Annotated in this window: 14 protein-coding genes; 9 read left to right on the top strand and 5 right to left on the bottom strand. The window is 66.7% G+C overall.

Annotated features, from left to right (window positions below; genetic code table 11):
* Nucleotides 1–42: 42 nt before the first annotated feature.
* Nucleotides 43–1032: a cell division protein FtsX gene (locus GTK09_RS15815; protein WP_163464234.1), complete on the bottom strand. Its 990-nt coding sequence runs from the start codon at nt 1030–1032 to the stop codon at nt 43–45.
* Complete coding sequence (ftsE, locus tag GTK09_RS15810; protein ID WP_163464233.1) at nt 1025–1684, bottom strand: cell division ATP-binding protein FtsE; 660 nt, start codon at nt 1682–1684, stop codon at nt 1025–1027. The genes GTK09_RS15815 and ftsE overlap by 8 nt, the downstream gene beginning before the upstream one ends.
* A gap of 260 nt (nt 1685–1944) precedes the next feature.
* Here ftsE and GTK09_RS27520 point away from each other — a divergent pair, with 260 nt between their 5' ends.
* The 3 genes from GTK09_RS27520 to GTK09_RS15800 all read left to right on the top strand — a co-directional run bounded on the left by GTK09_RS27520 (nt 1945) and on the right by GTK09_RS15800 (nt 3698).
* Entirely contained in the window at nt 1945–2592 is a 648-nt protein-coding gene (locus GTK09_RS27520) for a hypothetical protein (RefSeq protein ID WP_246217945.1), read from the top strand.
* Entirely contained in the window at nt 2589–3125 is a 537-nt protein-coding gene (gene hpt / locus GTK09_RS27515; protein WP_312869902.1) for a hypoxanthine phosphoribosyltransferase, read from the top strand. The genes GTK09_RS27520 and hpt overlap by 4 nt, the downstream gene beginning before the upstream one ends.
* Nucleotides 3126–3296: 171 nt before the next feature.
* The gene (locus tag GTK09_RS15800; protein WP_376768008.1) at nt 3297–3698 is read left to right on the top strand and encodes a response regulator; all 402 of its coding nucleotides are present in this window, start codon (nt 3297–3299) and stop codon (nt 3696–3698) included.
* Nucleotides 3699–3893: 195 nt separating this feature from the next.
* Here GTK09_RS15800 and sciP read toward each other — a convergent pair whose 3' ends face one another.
* A complete protein-coding gene (sciP, locus tag GTK09_RS15795; protein ID WP_163464230.1) occupies nt 3894–4184 on the bottom strand; it encodes a CtrA inhibitor SciP in 291 nt (96 codons plus the stop codon).
* Nucleotides 4185–4474: 290 nt separating this feature from the next.
* Between sciP and mnmA the strand changes: the two genes are divergently transcribed.
* Nucleotides 4475–5653, top strand: coding sequence for a tRNA 2-thiouridine(34) synthase MnmA (gene mnmA / locus GTK09_RS15790; RefSeq protein WP_163464229.1), 1179 nt, complete (start codon nt 4475–4477; stop codon nt 5651–5653).
* Nucleotides 5654–5750: 97 nt separating this feature from the next.
* Here the strand turns inward: mnmA and GTK09_RS15785 are convergent, their stop codons facing one another.
* Together GTK09_RS15785 and GTK09_RS15780 are read right to left on the bottom strand one after the other, a co-directional pair.
* A complete protein-coding gene (locus GTK09_RS15785) occupies nt 5751–6698 on the bottom strand; it encodes a Gfo/Idh/MocA family protein (protein ID WP_163464228.1) in 948 nt (315 codons plus the stop codon).
* A 158-nt stretch (nt 6699–6856) separates the two neighbouring features.
* Entirely contained in the window at nt 6857–8365 is a 1509-nt protein-coding gene (locus tag GTK09_RS15780; protein ID WP_163464226.1) for a sigma-54-dependent transcriptional regulator, read from the bottom strand.
* Between the two features lie 226 nt (nt 8366–8591).
* Here GTK09_RS15780 and GTK09_RS15775 point away from each other — a divergent pair, with 226 nt between their 5' ends.
* From GTK09_RS15775 to GTK09_RS15755, 5 genes are all read left to right on the top strand, one after another.
* Nucleotides 8592–10418 (top strand): M3 family oligoendopeptidase, encoded by a 1827-nt coding sequence (locus GTK09_RS15775; protein ID WP_163464224.1) that lies wholly within the window; start codon nt 8592–8594, stop codon nt 10416–10418.
* A gap of 159 nt (nt 10419–10577) precedes the next feature.
* Nucleotides 10578–12134 carry an ABC transporter substrate-binding protein gene (locus tag GTK09_RS15770; RefSeq protein ID WP_163464222.1) on the top strand — a complete coding sequence of 519 codons (1557 nt, stop codon included), beginning with the start codon at nt 10578–10580 and terminating at the stop codon, nt 12132–12134.
* A gap of 199 nt (nt 12135–12333) precedes the next feature.
* Nucleotides 12334–13278 carry an ABC transporter permease gene (locus GTK09_RS15765; protein ID WP_163464221.1) on the top strand — a complete coding sequence of 315 codons (945 nt, stop codon included), beginning with the start codon at nt 12334–12336 and terminating at the stop codon, nt 13276–13278.
* Nucleotides 13275–15389: a dipeptide/oligopeptide/nickel ABC transporter permease/ATP-binding protein gene (locus GTK09_RS15760; protein ID WP_163464219.1), complete on the top strand. Its 2115-nt coding sequence runs from the start codon at nt 13275–13277 to the stop codon at nt 15387–15389. The genes GTK09_RS15765 and GTK09_RS15760 overlap by 4 nt, the downstream gene beginning before the upstream one ends.
* On the top strand, nt 15386–16360 hold the full coding sequence (locus tag GTK09_RS15755; RefSeq protein ID WP_163464217.1) for an ABC transporter ATP-binding protein: 975 nt from the start codon (nt 15386–15388) through the stop codon (nt 16358–16360). The genes GTK09_RS15760 and GTK09_RS15755 overlap by 4 nt, the downstream gene beginning before the upstream one ends.
* Nucleotides 16361–16713 lie beyond the last annotated feature (353 nt).

Here is a 16713-nt window from a genome sequence, read left to right as displayed (position 1 = left end):
CGGCGGAAGGACGAAGCCTGCGCCAATCCGATGAACCATTTGCTAATTTTCAACCGGCGAGATCATGTCGATCTCCGCCAGATGGCGCATCACGGTCCACCGCGACGTCAACGCCGTAAGGGTCGCCACCGTTGCAATGAGAAGCAGGACGCCGGCGTAGCCGGTCCAGCCGATGGTGAAGGAACCGAACAGGGCGCTGATCTGGTCGGCCTCCGGCGTCTGCCGATTGGCGGCGGTGAACGAGCCGAGCATGGCGAAGAGAGCGATCGCGACGAGGCCGCCGGCGGCAGCGCCGATGAGACCGAGACGCAGGAAGTGCCGCTCGAATTCGCGCGCGATGAAGCTCGAACGGGCGCCGACGAAATGCAGAACCTCGACGATATGGCGGTTGCCGGACATGGCGCCCCGGGTGGCGAAGATCACCGTGAGAGTGGTCGCGACGATCACCAGGGAGAGGACGAAGACGCCGATGAACACCACGGTCCGGGCCATGGTGACGAGCCGCGACACCCAGGCGCGATGATCGTCGAGGTCGGCCTGCGGCACGGCCTCCTTCAACTCCGTCCGCATGAAGGCGAAGTTCGGTGGATCCTCGGTGTCGATCGAAACGATGACCAGCCGCGGCACCGGCAGTTCCGACAGATCCACCCCCTCCCCGAGCCACGGCTCCAGCAGCCGGCCCGTCGCCGCCTCGTCGAGGATCGAGGCGCCCTGGACGCCCGGGGTCTGCAGGGCGATCTGCCGGGCGGTCTCCAGCGCCTGCGGCATGTCGAGCCCCTCGGCGGGTTTCACCTGGATGGTGATCTCGTCCGAGATGTCGTTCTGCCACCGCGCGGCCGTATCGCCGACGAGGCTGACGGCGCCGACGGTCAGCGCAGCGAGAAACGTCATGATGGCGATGACCGTCGCCATCGCCCGCCCGGCGACGTTGCCCGCCGGAACGATCGGGGTCTGGCGCTCGCCCTTGAGGCGCGAGGCGATGCGCCTCGCCCGTGAAAGCACGTCGGCGGTGATCGCGGCCGTGTCAGTCATAGATTTCCAGTCGCCCTTCCGAGAGAATCAGCCGGCGCGCATCCACCTGCTCCATCAGGCCGAGATCGTGGGTGGCGATGACGACGGCGGTGCCGGAACGGTTGAGTTCGAGGAAGAGACGCAGGAGACGCCGCGCCAGCGGCGCGTCGACATTGCCCGTCGGCTCGTCGGCCAGAAGGACGTCCGGCTGGTCGATCAGCGCTCTGGCGATCGCCGCGCGCTGCTTCTCACCGCCCGACAGCACGACCGGAAGCGCATGGAGCCGCTCGCCGAGTCCGACCCACTTGATGAGGTCGACGACGTCCTGGCGATACTCCCGCTCCTCCTTGCCGCGCACCCGCAGCGGCAGCGCGACGTTCTCGTAGGTCGTCATGTGGTCGAGCAGGCGAAAGTCCTGGAAGACGACGCCGATCCTGCGCCGGATCGAGGGCAGATCCTTGCGCGACAGGGTCGCGACGTCGCGGCCGAGCACTGTGATCAGCCCTCGCGTCGGGCGGAGCGCCAGGAACAGCATGCGCAGGAGGCTGGTCTTGCCGGCGCCCGAGGGCCCGGTGAGAAACTGGAAGGACTGTCGGCGGATCTCGAAGCTCAGATCGCGCAACACTTCCGGCCCCATGTCGTATCGCAGGCCGACATTCTCGAACCGTATCAAGAGGGAGCCTCGTTCCTCGCTGATTCCTGAAGTCGCGACGGTCAGACGCCAGCAAAGTGGCCATTTGACGATAGGCCGCCCGCTGGCCCCGGCCGCGCTGCTTCACCACTCGTTAACCATAAAACCTTACCGTTTGCTGAATCATCGAGCGGGGTATCCCTATGCACGGGCAGTCTGACGGCAGAAATTCGCAGAGACCCGAAGCCGATGGCAGAACACGGACACCCGCCGCCGGGCCCTGCATCGACGGCACCGCCGAAGTGACCGGTCGGCGCGGGCGAAGCCGCGGCGACGCCGGGTCGACCACGGTCGGGATCGGCCATGGCGCGGTCTTCGGCCGCCGGCCGGCTGCGGACGACCGGCGCGATCCCGCTCGCCAACCGGCGGAACGACGGGCGGAAGCCAGCGAATGGGCCGAAGCCGTCGAGGTGCCCCCCGCCGAGACGACGAGCAAGCCGCAGGATCTGCCGATGGGCCGCCGCATCGCGGCGATGCCGGGGCGCATCGGCCTCGTCGTCTGCGCCTTCGCGTTCGGTGCGCTGCTGCTGCCCGTCTTCCTGGTTTCCTTTCCCGAAACGCCGGTGGCCGCGACCGTCTCGAACGGCGGCGGCTATCCGGTTCGCCTGTCCACGATCAACGCCAGCCTGGTAAGCCATGGCGACGGCCGGCTCCTGCGCGTCGAGGGCCGGATCAGCAATCCTGCCGCGATCGCGGCCGCCGTCCCGCCGCTGCGGATCGACTTCGCCGATCGCTCGGCGGGGTTGCGCTCGCGGACGCTTCAGACCAGTGTCGACCATCTGAGTGCCGGCACGTCGATCGACTTCGTGACGATGATCGCGGTGCCGGAAGAAGCGAAGGGAGAGGTCAGAGTGGGTTTCGTCGGCACATCGCGCGAAGGCAGCCAGTGATCACCGTCCGCGGCAAGACGATCGACGTTCTGTTCAGCGCCGAGGAGATAGGCGTCGAAGTCGGCAGGCTGGCGCGTGAGATCGCGGCCTCCGCCGCCGAGGACCTCGTGGTCGTTTCGGTCCTGAAGGGCGCCTTCGTCTTCGCGGCCGATTTGATTCGCGCCATGCATCACGCCGGCGTCGCCCCGCAGGTCGAGTTCATCTCGCTGTCCAGCTACGGCGCCGGCACCGTCGGCGGCGAGGTGAACATCCTGCGCGACATCGACGCGGACGTTGCCGGACGACCGGTGCTTCTGGTCGACGACATTCTGGAGTCCGGACGCACGCTCGCCTTCGCCCGCGACCTGCTTCTGTCGCGCGGCGCCACCCGGGTCGATCTCGCCGTCCTTCTTGACAAGGAGGGCCATCGCAAGGCTGAGATCGAGGCCGATTTCGTCGGTTTTTCCTGCCCGGACTATTTCGTCGTCGGATATGGGATGGACGTTGGCCACGCATTCCGCGAACTGCCGTTCATCGGCCGCGTCCTCGACTGACCGCTCGGCTGCGGTGGGTCGACGGTCGGGTTTTGGCATGCGAAGGACTGCAACCCGTTCGCAGTGGGTCAGCGCCCCATTGAGGGACGTAAGGTCCGCGCAAGTTCGTTCGGCCAATCTCGATGATCATTCGACTCAATCCGAATGAGGGAGTTCGACGTGGCAAAGCTTTTGATCGCCGAGGACGACACGGGTGTGCGCCTCCTGGTCGAGCGTGCGCTGCGTCTCGAGGGCCATGACGTGATCGCCGTCGAGGATGGCGAATTGGCACTCGAGGTCCTCGAGGAACACGCGGGCGCTTTCGACCTCCTGCTCTCCGACATCCGCATGCCGGCCATGACGGGGATCGAACTGGCTTATGCCGCCGCGGCGCGCTGGCCGGACCTGCGGATCCAGCTGATGACCGGCTATGCGGAACAGAAGGAAGCGGCGGCGGATCTGGCGGCGATCATTCTGGGCGTGATCGAAAAGCCGTTCAGCGTTGCGGAACTTCGCCGCCACGTCGGCCGAATCCTGGCAACGAACGTCCGGGGGAATCGCTCCGTCCCGGCCAGCCAGCGCTATTGCGCCTGAGCATGGCCGCGGGGGCGGACCTCGTGAAGTCGCCTGCCTGAAACGTGCTTCTGGAAATGCGCAGTTGGACGAGGCGTGGTTCGGCGCCGAGTGAACCACGACGCGATGCGTCGACATTCCTCCAATCTTGGCGCGTCGTCGGCCGCTGCTACGCCGGAATTGACCAGCCGCCCGAGAAACCGACGTCGGCCGGCGTCAGTGAAGATCGATCTTGCGCCGATATTCCTGCAGCTGCGTGGTGCGCAGGCCCGCGAGCCCATGCTGGTCGATGGACATCTGCCAGGACAGAAACTCTTCCACGGTCAGCGTATAGCGCGAGCAAGCCTCGTCGAGGCTGAGCAGCCCGCCGCGGACGGCCGCCACGACTTCCGCCTTGCGGCGGATCACCCAGCGCCTGGTATTCGACGGAGGCAAATCCGCCAGGGTCAGCGGGCTTCCATCCGGCCCGATGACGTACTTCACCCTTGGTCTAACCAGATCGGTCATTGCACACTCGATACACTACCCAAAGACACAATCATTCAGACCGTAGCCCCGGCTTCTAAAAAAACCGTCAAGCCACGCGTAAGCTTTCGATAAGAAGTCGCTGAAAATTCTCATCGAAATCGCGACAGTCATGGGTTTCGCGCCAATTCTGACCCGCATGGCCATATTTGCGCCACCGCGGCGCGTTGAAAATCCGGCGAAAATCGCCGATATGGCGACGTGAGATTTCCCGCTCGTGATCTGCCGCCACTCGGGCTCGCGATCGAAACGGACGCCGCGAAGGCCCACACATGTCATTGAACAGCCTCGACATCGCCAAGCCGCCGGCCGAGACGCGTGTCGTCGTCGCCATGTCCGGCGGTGTCGATTCCTCTGTCACGGCCGCCCTCCTCGCCGAGGCAGGCTACGACGTCGTCGGCATCACGCTGCAGCTTTACGACGGCGGCACCGGCCCGCGCCGGGCCGGGGCCTGCTGCGCCGGCCAGGACATCCACGACGCCCGCCGCGTCGCCGAAGCGCTCGGCATCGACCATTACGTGCTCGACTACGAGGAGCGTTTCCGGCAAGCGGTGATCGACCCCTTCGCCGACAGCTATCTCGCCGGCGAGACGCCGATTCCCTGCGTCGCCTGCAATCAGACGGTCAAGTTCCGTGATCTCCTGGCGACCGCCGAGGATCTCGGCGCGGATGCGCTCGCCACCGGCCACTACATCGAAACCCGTCGGCGCGGCGCCCATCGCGCGATGTTCCGGCCAAGGGATCTCGACCGCGACCAGAGCTATTTTCTCTACGGCACGACGCAGGCGCAGCTCGACTTCCTGCGCTTTCCGCTGGGCACCATGACCAAGGACGAGACCCGGCAGATGGCGGAGCGCTTCGGCCTATCCGTCGCGGCCAAGCCCGACAGCCAGGACATCTGCTTCGTCTCCAAGGGCAAGTATTTCGACGTCATCCGCAAGCTCCGCCCCGAATCGGCCGAGCCGGGCGACATCGTCGATCTGACCGGCCGTAAGCTCGGCCGGCACGAAGGGATCGTGAACTTCACCATCGGCCAGCGGCGCGGCCTCGGCGTTGCCGCCAGCGAGCCACTCTATGTCGTCGCGCTCGATGCCGCGACCGCGACCGTCACCGTCGGCCCCCGCGAGGCGCTGCTCACGCGCCGCATCCGCCTTCGCGACCTCAACTGGCTCGGCGAAGGTTCGCCGGAAGCTTGGCTCGCGGGCGATCGCGACCTCTTCGTCAAGGTTCGCTCGACCCGCCCCCCTGCTCCGGCGCGCATCGTCTCGGCAGCGGACGGCTCAGCCGAGGTCGAACTCGTCCTCGGCGAGGACGGCATCGCGCCTGGCCAGGCCTGCGTCTTCTACGACGGCATGGAAGCCGGCGCCGAAGTGCTCGGCGGCGGCGTCATCGCCGAGAGCCTGTCGGCCCGGAGGCTGGCTGCGCGGGAGGCGGTCGCGGCGGCCGTGTGAGCTGCGAACGGGATTGGAAAGCGAACCAAGGCAGACCCGCCGCGCTCCTTTACCCCGCAGCGATGGCCGAATGACGAACTGCCAGCCCCGCCGGCACTCACCCCAGCGGCGAGGCCGCGTTCAGGATCCGGACCGTCTCGACCGCCTCTTCCGGTCCGGTCTCCGGCTGGCGGCGATGGACGATGCAGTCGATGAAGTGGCGCAGTTCGCGGTCGAGCGGCAGGCCGGGCGAGACCGGTAGATAAGTGACTGGCGCGTTCTCGAACGAAAACACTTCGCCGTCGCGCCAGACCTTGTGGCCGTAGAGCCCCAGCTTCTCGCCCTCCGGGGCGAGATCGTCGAAGACCAGCATGCCTTCGGTGCCGATCACAGAGAAGCGACGGTCGCGATAGGGCGAGATGCGCGAAGCGTGGACCTCGGCCTTCAGCCCGCCGGCGAATTCCATGACGATGTCCGCGACGTCGGTGGCGTCGGACAGCACGGTGCGCCGCATCGCTTGGACGGCGAGCGGCATCGACCCCGCCATCTTCAGGATCAGCGACAGGTCGTGAGGGGCGAGATCCCAGACGACGTCCATGCCAAGGAAGCGGCCGAGGCCCATGCGATTGGCGACGATGTGGCGCACCGTGCCGATCCGCCCCTCGGCGACGGTCGCGACGAGCTTCTGGAACACCGGGTGAAAGCGCAGGACATGGCCGACCATGAGGATGCGGCCGGCCTTCCTCGCAACGGCGGCGGTGAGTTCCGCGTCGGCGACGTCGAGCGAAATCGGTTTCTCGATGAGGACGTCCTTGCCCACCGCGAAAGCCGCCCGCGCCGTCGGGCCGTGAGCGCTCGCCGGCAGCGCCAGCACCAAAGCGTCGATGTCGGGCGAGGCGGTCGCCTCGTCCGGCTCCATCGCCGCGACGCCGTGGCGCTCGGCGAAGGTTTCAGCCCGCTCGACATTGCGGTCGGCGACGGCGACGAGGGCTCCGATTTCGGCCAGGGTGCGGACGTGGTTCTGGCCCCATTGCCCACAGCCGATCACGGCGATCCTTGGATGCATCTTCTCACAGCCTTTTGCGTGACGAACTCATTCGGCCGGCTGGGAAGCGACCTCGGGAGACGCCGCTTCACACCGCCCCCCATAAGGGGCAGCCCCCTACACCCGGCGGCGGCGAAGGGCAAGTCGGTGGCCGGCCACCGAACGCCCGCTGAGGCCCTTCAGCCCCGGTCCTCGATCTTGTATTCGCGCATCTTTCGATAGAGCGTCGAGCGGCCGATGCCGAGACGGCGGGCGATCTCGCTCATCCGGCCGTCATATTGAGCGACCGCCAGGCGGATGAGATCCGCCTCGACGTCGACCAGCCGCCGGACCTGTCCTTCGCCGTCGCGCAACGGGAATTCGGGCGAAAACGGCAACTCCCGCCGGAGCTGCGGCGGAATATCGTCACGGCTCGCCGCCACCGCGTCGAACGACGTGGCGCGTTGCGGGGCTGGCCTGTGGAAGCTCCGGCCGACATCGGCCCCGTTGGCTTTCGCCGCCGCCGGACTGCCTGCGGAACCTGCCGCCATCAACGCCTCGATCTGGCGGAAGTCGGCGACGCCGAGGACGTCCCGTTCGGACAGGACCACCGCCCGGTGCAGGCTGTTCTCCAGCTGGCGGATGTTGCCCGGCCAGTCGTAGGCTTCGAGAAGCGCCAGCGCCTCGGCGTCGATGGCCATCGCGCCTGCGCGTTTCTCGATGGTGGCCAGCCGCGCGAGGAACCGCTCGACGAGCCCCTCGATTTCCGAACGGCGCTCACGCAGCGGCGGCATGGTGATTTCGACGGCATTCAGCCGATAATAGAGGTCTTCCCGGAACCGGCCCGCCTCGACGGCCTCGGCGAGGCTGCGGTTCGTCGCCGATATGACCCTGACGTCGACCCGCGCCGAGGTCTTGGCGCCGATCGGATCGATCTCGCCCTCCTGCAGCACCCGCAACAGCTTCACCTGCGCCAGGGGCGCGAGCTCGCTGATTTCGTCGAGAAACAACGTTCCCCCGTCGGCCTCGGCGAACTTGCCGCGATGCTCGGCGGTCGCGTCGGTAAAGGCGCCCTTGGCATGGCCGAACAAGATGCTTTCGACGAGATCGGCCGGCAGGGCACCGCAATTGACCGCAACGAACGGCTTCGACGATCGGTCGCTCGATCCTCGGATGGCGCGTGCGAGCCATTCCTTGCCGACGCCGGTCTCACCTTCGAGAAGCATCGGGATCGTCGAACGGGCGGCCTTGGCGGCGGTGAGAAGCACCGGCCGCATCACCTCGGAGGCACCTTCGGGAGACAGCGTCGACGGGCCGCGCTTCGGCCGCGCCGCCGTGTGCATTTTCACGGCGTTGGCGAGCGTCTCGCGAAATCGCTCCGGCGACACCGGCTTGACCACGAAATCGAAGGCGCCGGCGCGCATCGCCTCGACGACGGTGTCGATCGAGCCCTTCGCCGTCTGGACGACGATCGGCACGTCGAAGCGGTTGCGGCGCATCTCGGCCATCACCTCCATGCCGCTCTTGTCGGGCATCATCAGGTCGAGCACGACGGCGGCGATCTGGCCGCCGTTGCGCCCGCCGAGCGCGTCCAGCGCAGCACGCCCGCCGTCGCAATGCAGCGGCCTCAGCCCCATGCGGGCCACGTGCGCGTCGAGCAGACGACGCTGTATAGGATCGTCGTCGACGATTAGGACGATCTCGGTCATTGACGCCTCCGGTCTCGTCTTGGTGCGAGAATGCCCCACTTTGGCACGGTCGCCTAAAGTCCGACTGAACGAGCACGGACAATGATCTGTCTGTAATTTCAGTCGAATTTGAACCAGTCGGGCACGATCACGATATGCCGTGCAAAGGCGCATCCGGGCTTGGCCAAACCCTTGCGAACCGGTAATTCAGGATTCAATCGGCCGTAACGAACCCAAAGAGCATTTCATGACCAAGTCGATCACGCCGGCCCGTTCCGCGGTGGAGGCAGCCGCAGCCGAGGCCGGCACGCTGCCCGAGTGGAACCTCGCCGATCTCTATCCGGCCATGGACAGCCCGGAGCTCTCCGCCGATCTCGAAACGGCGCGAAACAGGGCCGGAAGCTTCCAGGAGCGCTGGCGTGGCAAGCTGGCCGCGGCGGCAGCGGCGCCCGAGGGTGGTCTTGCCGAGGCGATCAAGGACTACGAAGAGCTCGAGGAGCTGCTAGGCCGGATCATCTCCTATGCCGGTCTCATCTATTCCGGCGACACGTCCGATCCCGCCCGGGCGAAATTCTATGGCGACACCCAGTCGAACGTCACCGACATCTTCTCCAAGCTCCTGTTCTTCGCGCTGGAGCTCAACCGCGTCGAGGACGGCGTCATGGACGCCGCGATGGACCGCGATCCGGCGCTCGCCCACTACCGGCCGTGGATCGTCGATCTGAGACAGGACAAGCCGTATCAGCTGGAGGACCGCGTCGAGGAGCTCTTCCACGACAAGGCGGTGACCGGCGCCGGCGCGTGGAACCGGCTGTTCGACGAGACGCTGACCTCGCTGCGTTTCACCGTCGACGGCGAGGACATGGCCATCGAGGCCGCCCTCAACATGCTCCAGGATCCCGAACCGGAAAAGCGCCGCAAGGCCGCCAATGCGCTCGCCAACGTCTTCTCGGAGAACCTGCGTGTCTTCACGCTGATCACCAACACGCTCGCCAAGGACAAGGAGATCTCCGACCGCTGGCGCGGCTTTTCCGACGTCGCCGACAGTCGCCACCTCGCCAACCGGGTCGAGCGCGAGGTCGTCGACGCATTGACTGAGGCCGTCTCGGAGGCCTATCCGCGCATCTCCCACCGCTATTACGCGATGAAGGCGAAGTGGCTCGGCGTCGATCAGCTCGAATACTGGGACCGCAACGCCCCCCTGCCGGACGCCAGGCGCCGGGACATTCCCTGGGACGAGGCCCGCTCGACGGTGCTGTCGGCCTATTCGGGATTCTCGCCGGAAATGGCCGACATCGCCGAACGCTTCTTCGACAATTCCTGGATCGACGCGGCGATCCGTCCCGGCAAGGCGCCGGGCGCCTTCGCCCATCCGACGGTGCCGAGCGTCCATCCCTACGTTCTGCTCAACTACATGGGCAAGCCGCGGGACGTGATGACGCTCGCCCACGAGCTCGGCCACGGCGTCCATCAGGTGCTCGCCGGACGGCAGGGGGCACTGATGGCGCCGACGCCGCTGACGCTCGCCGAGACCGCCTCGGTGTTCGGGGAGATGCTGACCTTCCGCTCGCTCCTCGATCAGGCCAAGACCGACGCCGAGCGCAAGACGCTGCTCGCCTCCAAGGTCGAGGACATGATCAACACGGTGGTCCGGCAGATCGCCTTCTACCAGTTCGAGCGGAGGCTCCACACCGAGCGGCGCCAGGGCGAACTCACCTCGGAACGGATCGGCGAGATCTGGCTGGACGTCCAGGGCAAGAGCCTGGGGCCAGCGATCCGCCTCGGCGACGGCTACGACACCTATTGGACCTACGTGCCGCACTTCATCCATTCGCCGTTCTACGTCTATGCCTATGCCTTCGGCGACTGCCTGGTGAACTCGCTCTATGCGGTCTACCGCAATTCGGAGACGGGCTTTCAGGAGAAGTATTTCCAGATGCTCAAGGCCGGCGGTACCAAGCATCATTCGGAACTGCTCGCACCCTTCGGCCTCGACGCGTCCGATCCGGCCTTCTGGTCGAAGGGTCTCGGCATGATTTCCGGCTTCATCGACGAACTGGAAGCGATGGGCTGAACCCGGCCCGGACGGTACCGACAAGCCTCCTCGAAAGGCCGCCCATCCCCGGGCGGCCTTTTGCTTTACGGCCCGACGCGTGCCGCGAAATGAGACCATTTCCTTGCCATCCGCCGGCATCTCCTAGTTTTGAAACAATCGCCACGGAAAGGAGCCCCGATGCGAAACCTCGTCGCCGCCGCGTTCGCCCTATGCGCCATGGCTCTGGCGCTTCCAGCCCTCGCGCAGACGCCGCCGAACGTCCTGATCGTCGGCCAGATCGCCGAGCCGAAGTCGCTCGACCCGCAGGCGGTGACCGCGACCAACGACTTTCGCATCCTGATGAACGTCTATGACGGGCTGGTGCGCTTCAAGCAGGGAACGCTCGAGGTCGAGCCGGCCCTGGCGAAAAGCTGGGACATCTCCGACGACGGCACGACCTACACCTTTCACCTGCGCGACGACGTGACCTTCCAGGACGACACGCCCTTCGACGCCGAGGCGGTGAAGTTCACCTTCGACCGGATGCTGAAGGACGACCACCCGTTTCACGACACTGGACCCTTTCCCCTCGCCTTCTTCTTCTCGCAGGTCGACGAGGTGACCGCCAAGGATGCCCAGACCGTCGTCTTCAAGCTGAAGGAGCCGTTCGCGCCCTTCCTTTCCAACCTCGCCTACCCGACCGGGCTGATCGTCTCACCGGCGGCGGTGAAGGAATACGGCCAGGACTTCGGTCGCCATCCGGTCGGTACCGGGGCGTTCAAGTTCGAGGGCTGGGACCCGAATTCGAAGGTCGTCGTCTCCCGCAACGACGACTATTGGGACGGCGCTCCTCAGATCGAAGCCGTGGTGTTCCGGCCGATCGCCGACGCCAACACCCGCGTCGCCGAGATGCTGTCGGGCGGCATCGACCTGATGGTCGAGGTGCCGCCGGACGGGCTCGGGCAGTTCCGGGACGATGCAAACTACAAGGTTTACGAGGAGGCCGGTCCGCATCTGTGGTTTCTGATCCTCAACACCAAGGAAGGCCCCTTCTCCGACAAGCGCGTGCGCCAGGCGGTGAACTACGCCATCGACAAGAAAGCGCTGACCGAGGACGTCCTGCAGGGCACCGCCACCATCGCGGACGGTCCGATCCCCGCCGCCTTCGAATGGGCCAATGACGGCTCTGTGGAGCCTTACCCCTACGATCCGGAGAAGGCCAAGGAACTGATCCGCGCCGCCGGCGCCGAGGGCAAGACGCTGACCTTCTACGTCCCGGAGGGCGGCTCGGGCATGCTCGACCCGGTGGCGATGGCAACCGCGATCCAGGCGGACCTGAAGAAGGTCGGGCTCGACGCACGCATCCAGACCTACGAGTGGAACACCTATCTCGCCAACGTCAATCCGGGCCTTCAGGGCAAGGCCGACATGGCCGAGATGGCCTGGATGACCAACGACCCGGACACCCTGCCCTTCCTCGCGCTGCGCACCGAAGCGATGCCTGATAAGGGCGGCTTCAATTCGGGCTATTATTCCAACCCCGAGGTGGACAAGCTGCTGGACGAGGCCCGAAGGACGACCGACCAGAAGAAGCGCGGCGAACTCTATGGGCAGGTGCAGCAGATCGTCCATGACGACGCGCCTTGGGCCTTCGTCGCCAACTGGAAGCAGAACGCGGTCTCGACGGCAGGCGTGCAGGGATTTGAGCTGGAGCCGTCGTTTCTGCTGGTCTTGAAGGACGTGACGAAAGGGTGAGGATGATGGGCTTCAACGCGCTCGATGCAAAGGCGCGACCTGTCCCCTTCACCCTCATGGTGAGCCTCCTGAGCCATTGTCGAAGGGCGAACCACGAGGGTGAAGGGGACAGGTTGCGCCGAGCGCCCTTCGCCCTTCGACACGCTCAGGATGAGGGGCTACTTCATCGCCCCGAGCCTCGCTCCAAACATTCCCACCCATGACCGCCACCATCGCCAAGCGCCTTCTCGCCGCCATCCCCGTCCTGTTCGGCCTCTCCGTTGTCGTCTTCGGGATGATCGCCCTCATCCCCGGAGACCCGGCCACCGCCATCCTCGGCTCCTACGCCACGCCGGAAAACGTCGCGCGGCTCAACGCCGCGCTCGGTTTGGACAAGAGCCTGCCGCAGCAATATCTCGCTTGGATGTCCGGCGTCGTCACCGGCGATTTCGGCCGCTCCTACGCCCTCAACCGGCCGATCATCGACATCGTCCTGGAGCGCTTCTCGGCGACTCTGCTGCTCGCCGGCGCCTCGCTGCTGCTCGCCACCCTCTTCGGGCTTCTCGCCGGCATTGTCTCGGCGGTGCGCCAGTTCGGCCTTGCCGACAAGGCGATCACCCTCGTCGTCCTGATCGGCATCTCGGTTCCGTCCTTCTGGCTGGGGCTGCTGCTCATCCTGTTCTTCGCTGTGAAGATCAGGCTCTTTCCGGCCAGCGGCATGGTGGCGATCTATGGCGGCGGCGGGCCGCTCGACATTCTGCACCATCTCGTGCTGCCGGCGATCACGCTGGCCCTCGTCGCCACCGGCGTCATCGCGCGGCTCACCCGCACGGCGATGCTGGAGGTGCTGCGCCAGGACTACATCCGCACCGCAAGGGCGAAGGGCCTCACCGAGCGCCGGGTGATCTACCGCCACGCCTTCATGGCGGCGCTGGTCTCGGTGATCCCGGTCATCGGCATCCAGGCCGGCTTCGTCCTCGGCGGCGCGGTCTATGTGGAGACGGTGTTCCAGTGGCCGGGCATCGGCGCGATGCTGGTCGACGCCATCTCCCAGCGCGACATCCTGCTCGTCCAGGGCGGCGTCCTCGTGGTCGCGGCCTCCTACGTCCTGTTCAACCTTCTGGCCGACGTCTGTCAGACCCTGCTCGATCCGAGGCTGAAATGACCGGTGCGGCAGCAGCGACCCAGAGCGCCGCGCCCTCGCAGCAGCGGCAACGCCGCGAGCGGCCCTCGACCCTCGCGCTCATCCTCAACAACCGGCTTGCGGCGGTCGGCCTCGGCATCCTCGCCGTCGTCGTCCTTGCCGCGCTCGCCGCGCCGATCCTGCCGCTCGCCGACCCCGACGCCACCGACCCCGCCAACCGCCTCGCGCCGCTCTTCTCCGCCGGCCATCTCCTCGGCACCGATGCGCTGGGCCGCGACATGCTCTCGCGGCTGATCTGGGGCACCCGCGTGTCGCTTCTCGTCGGCTTTTCCGCCTCGCTGATCGCCGCCTTCTTCGGCTCGGCCATCGGCCTCGTCGCGGGCTATGCGGGCGGGCGGGCCGACCAGGTCTTGATGCGGCTGATCGATCTGATGATGGCCTTTCCCTACATCCTCCTGGCGCTCGCCATCGTGGCGATCCTCGGGCCGGGGCTGATCAACGCGCTCTATGCGATCGCCATCGTCAACGTGCCGTTCTTCGCCCGCAACATCCGCGGCATCACCGTCGGCCTCGCCCGCCGCGAATTCGTCGATGCCGCGCGGCTCTCCGGCAAGGGCCCGCTGCGGATTCTCTGGTCCGACATCATGCCCAACGTCCTGCCGACCATCGTCATCACGCTCTCGACCACCGTCGGCTGGATGATCCTCGAGACCGCCGGCCTCTCCTTCCTCGGCCTCGGCGCCCAGCCGCCCCAGGCCGATCTCGGCTCGATGCTCGGCGATGGCCGCAAGGTGATGTTCACCGCGCCGACGATCTCGCTGGTGCCCGGCCTGATGATCTTTCTCATCGTCGTGAGCATCAACCTGATCGGCGACGGCATCAGGGACGCGCTGGATCCGCGGCTGCGGTCGGGGGCGCTGGCGCGGCCGTCATTCAGGACGAGAATGGCGAAGGATCGCAGGCGACCGCAGGAAGAGCCTATTCCTGCCGATACATCCGGCGGCGGCCACCCCGGCGCCGACCGTGCCGGATGGAACAATGAGGACCATCGAGACGAAGCCCCAATCCTCGCCGTCCGCGACCTGCGCACTGATTTCCACATGGGCTCCGAGATCTACCACGCCACCGGCGGCGTCGATCTCGTCATCCGGCCCGGCGAATGCCTCGGCCTCGTCGGGGAATCGGGTTCCGGCAAGTCGGTGACGGCAATGAGCATCATGGGCCTCGTCCCCTCGCCGCCCGGCGTCATCGCCGGCGGGCGCATCGGCTTCAAGGGCGAGGACCTCGCCGAGGCCTCGGACAGGCGCATACGGCAGTTGCGCGGCGGCGCCGTCTCCCATGTCTTCCAGGACCCGCTGGCGACGCTGCATCCGCTGTTTTGCGTCGGCGACCAGATCGTCGAGGCGATCCGCGCCCACCAGCCGCTCTCGCGACGTGATGCCGAGACCAAGGCGCGCGAGCTCCTCGATCTCGTCCGCATTCCCAACGCCGCCCAGCGGATGAAGGCGCTGCCGCACGAACTCTCAGGCGGGCTGCGCCAGCGCGTTTCGATCGCCATGGCGCTCGCCAACGATCCCGAGCTGATCATCGCCGACGAGCCGACGACGGCCCTCGACGTGACCGTTCAGGCCGAGGTGCTGCGGCTCCTCGACGAGCTCAGGCGCGAACGGAACACCGCCGTCCTGTTCATCACCCATGATTTCGGCGTGGTCTCGGAGATCGCCGACCGGGTGGCGGTGATGTATGCCGGCCGGATCGTCGAGACCGGCCGGACCGAGGAGATCCTCACCCAGCCGGCGCATCCCTACACGCGGATGCTGATCGACTGCGTGCCCGTCATGGGTGAGCCGGAGCGCCGCCTCGACGCCGTGCCGGGCCGGCCGCCGGCGGTCAACCGCCTGCCGCCCGGCTGCGCCTTCGCCGACCGCTGCCCGCGGGTGGAGGCTGACTGCCGGACGGGGGAGATCCCGCTGGAAGACAAGCGCGGCAGCCTTCAGGCCCGCTGCCTGCATCCGCTGTCTCCCGGCGAGGCGTTGTCGGGCGGTGCGACGTCAAAGGGGTCCCAGGGCGGGAAGCCACACCGTCCCGAGCCCCGCTACCCGGGCGCTCACGCACAGGGGACATCGCCATGAGCGCGGCCGCGCCCCTGATCGAGATCCGCGAGCTCGCTCGAACCTTTGGCGGCGGCCGGACGATCTTCGGCACGAAGAAGCCGCAACTGACGGCGGTGCGCGGGGTTTCGATCGATCTCGTCCAGGGCGAGACCCTCGGCATCGTCGGGGAATCCGGCTGTGGCAAGTCCACCCTCGCCCGCATGCTTGTCGGCCTCGACCGACCGACGTCCGGCGAGATCCGCCTTTCCGGCGAGGATCTCTCGGCCTCCGGCACCAAGGCCCTTGCCCGGCGCGTGCAATATGTCTTCCAGGATCCGGTCTCCTCGCTCAATCCGCGCCAGACCATCCGCGAGATCCTCGAGGCGCCGATGCGCCATCTCCTTGGCCTCGGCCGGGCCGAACGCGAGGCGCGGCTGGCAAAGCTGATCGACGACGTGAACCTTCGGCCGGAATTCCTGGAACGCTATCCGCACGAGTTCTCGGGCGGCCAGGCCCAGCGCATCGGCATTGCGAGGGCGCTCGCGGCCGAGCCGGACGTCGTCGTCCTCGACGAGCCGGTCTCGGCCCTCGACGTCTCGGTGCAGGCGCAGGTGCTGAACCTCCTCGACCGGCTGAAACGCGAGCGCGGCCTCACCTATGTCTTCATCAGCCACGATCTGGCGGTGGTCGAAAGCGTCGCGACCCGGGTTGCGGTGATGTATTTCGGCGCAGTCGTCGAAGAGGCGCTGGCCCGCGCGATGTTCCGGGCGCCGCTCCACCCCTACACGAAGCTCCTCATCGATTCCGCCCCCGTGCCGAACCGCAAGCGGGAGAGGCTGGCGGGCGATACGGGCGAACTGCCGGACCCTTACGATCCGCCCCCCGGCTGCCCGTTTGCCGCCCGCTGCCCACGGGTGGAGGCCGATTGCCGCGAAGCGATGCCGCCGCTGGAGGCGAAAGAACGCGGCGAAGGCCATCGCGCGGCGTGTTTTTATCCTCTGGCCGCCTGATGAGCCCCGCTGCCTGTCATTGACCCATCTCTTGCCGCAGGCAATTTGGGCGGCGAAGATCGAGCATCCACGCCGCTGCTGCAGTGGATCGGCAGGCACCACGCGAACGCCCACCGTAATTCTCAGGCCCCGTCCAGAGAGTCTTGAGATCGTCGGGCGCGATTGGCTTTAGCTGAAGAAGGCGGCTTCAGCTGCAGAAGGCGGAAGCGGGCGATGTTGCGGCGGCTGCCCCTGGCAACTGTGTTCATGCGAACGCCTTTTGGTCGCGTTGCATGGCATTGAGGACGACGAGCAGCTTGTGCGCGACGGCGGTGAGAGCGAGCTTTTTCGACCCCGAGCGATTGGCGAGAGCC

It is taken from the genome of Jiella pacifica (assembly GCF_010500815.1).
Taxonomy (GTDB): Bacteria; Pseudomonadota; Alphaproteobacteria; order Rhizobiales; family Rhizobiaceae; genus Jiella; species Jiella pacifica.
The sequence above is the reverse complement of the archived record's forward strand: the minus strand, read 5'-3'. Positions and strand labels throughout refer to the sequence as shown.

Bases quoted from the DNA above. Each gene is read 5' to 3' on its own strand.
- GTK09_RS15815 (WP_163464234.1), bottom strand. From the start codon at position 1,032: ATGACTGACACGGCCGCGATCACCGCCGACGTGCTTTCACGGGCGAGG.
- sciP (WP_163464230.1), bottom strand. From the start codon at position 4,184: ATGACCGATCTGGTTAGACCAAGGGTGAAGTACGTCATCGGGCCGGAT.
- mnmA (WP_163464229.1), top strand. From the start codon at position 4,475: ATGTCATTGAACAGCCTCGACATCGCCAAGCCGCCGGCCGAGACGCGT.
- GTK09_RS15785 (WP_163464228.1), bottom strand. From the start codon at position 6,698: ATGCATCCAAGGATCGCCGTGATCGGCTGTGGGCAATGGGGCCAGAAC.
- GTK09_RS15780 (WP_163464226.1), bottom strand. From the start codon at position 8,365: ATGACCGAGATCGTCCTAATCGTCGACGACGATCCTATACAGCGTCGT.
- GTK09_RS15775 (WP_163464224.1), top strand. From the start codon at position 8,592: ATGACCAAGTCGATCACGCCGGCCCGTTCCGCGGTGGAGGCAGCCGCA.
- GTK09_RS15770 (WP_163464222.1), top strand. From the start codon at position 10,578: ATGCGAAACCTCGTCGCCGCCGCGTTCGCCCTATGCGCCATGGCTCTG.
- GTK09_RS15765 (WP_163464221.1), top strand. From the start codon at position 12,334: ATGACCGCCACCATCGCCAAGCGCCTTCTCGCCGCCATCCCCGTCCTG.
- GTK09_RS15760 (WP_163464219.1), top strand. From the start codon at position 13,275: ATGACCGGTGCGGCAGCAGCGACCCAGAGCGCCGCGCCCTCGCAGCAG.
- GTK09_RS15755 (WP_163464217.1), top strand. From the start codon at position 15,386: ATGAGCGCGGCCGCGCCCCTGATCGAGATCCGCGAGCTCGCTCGAACC.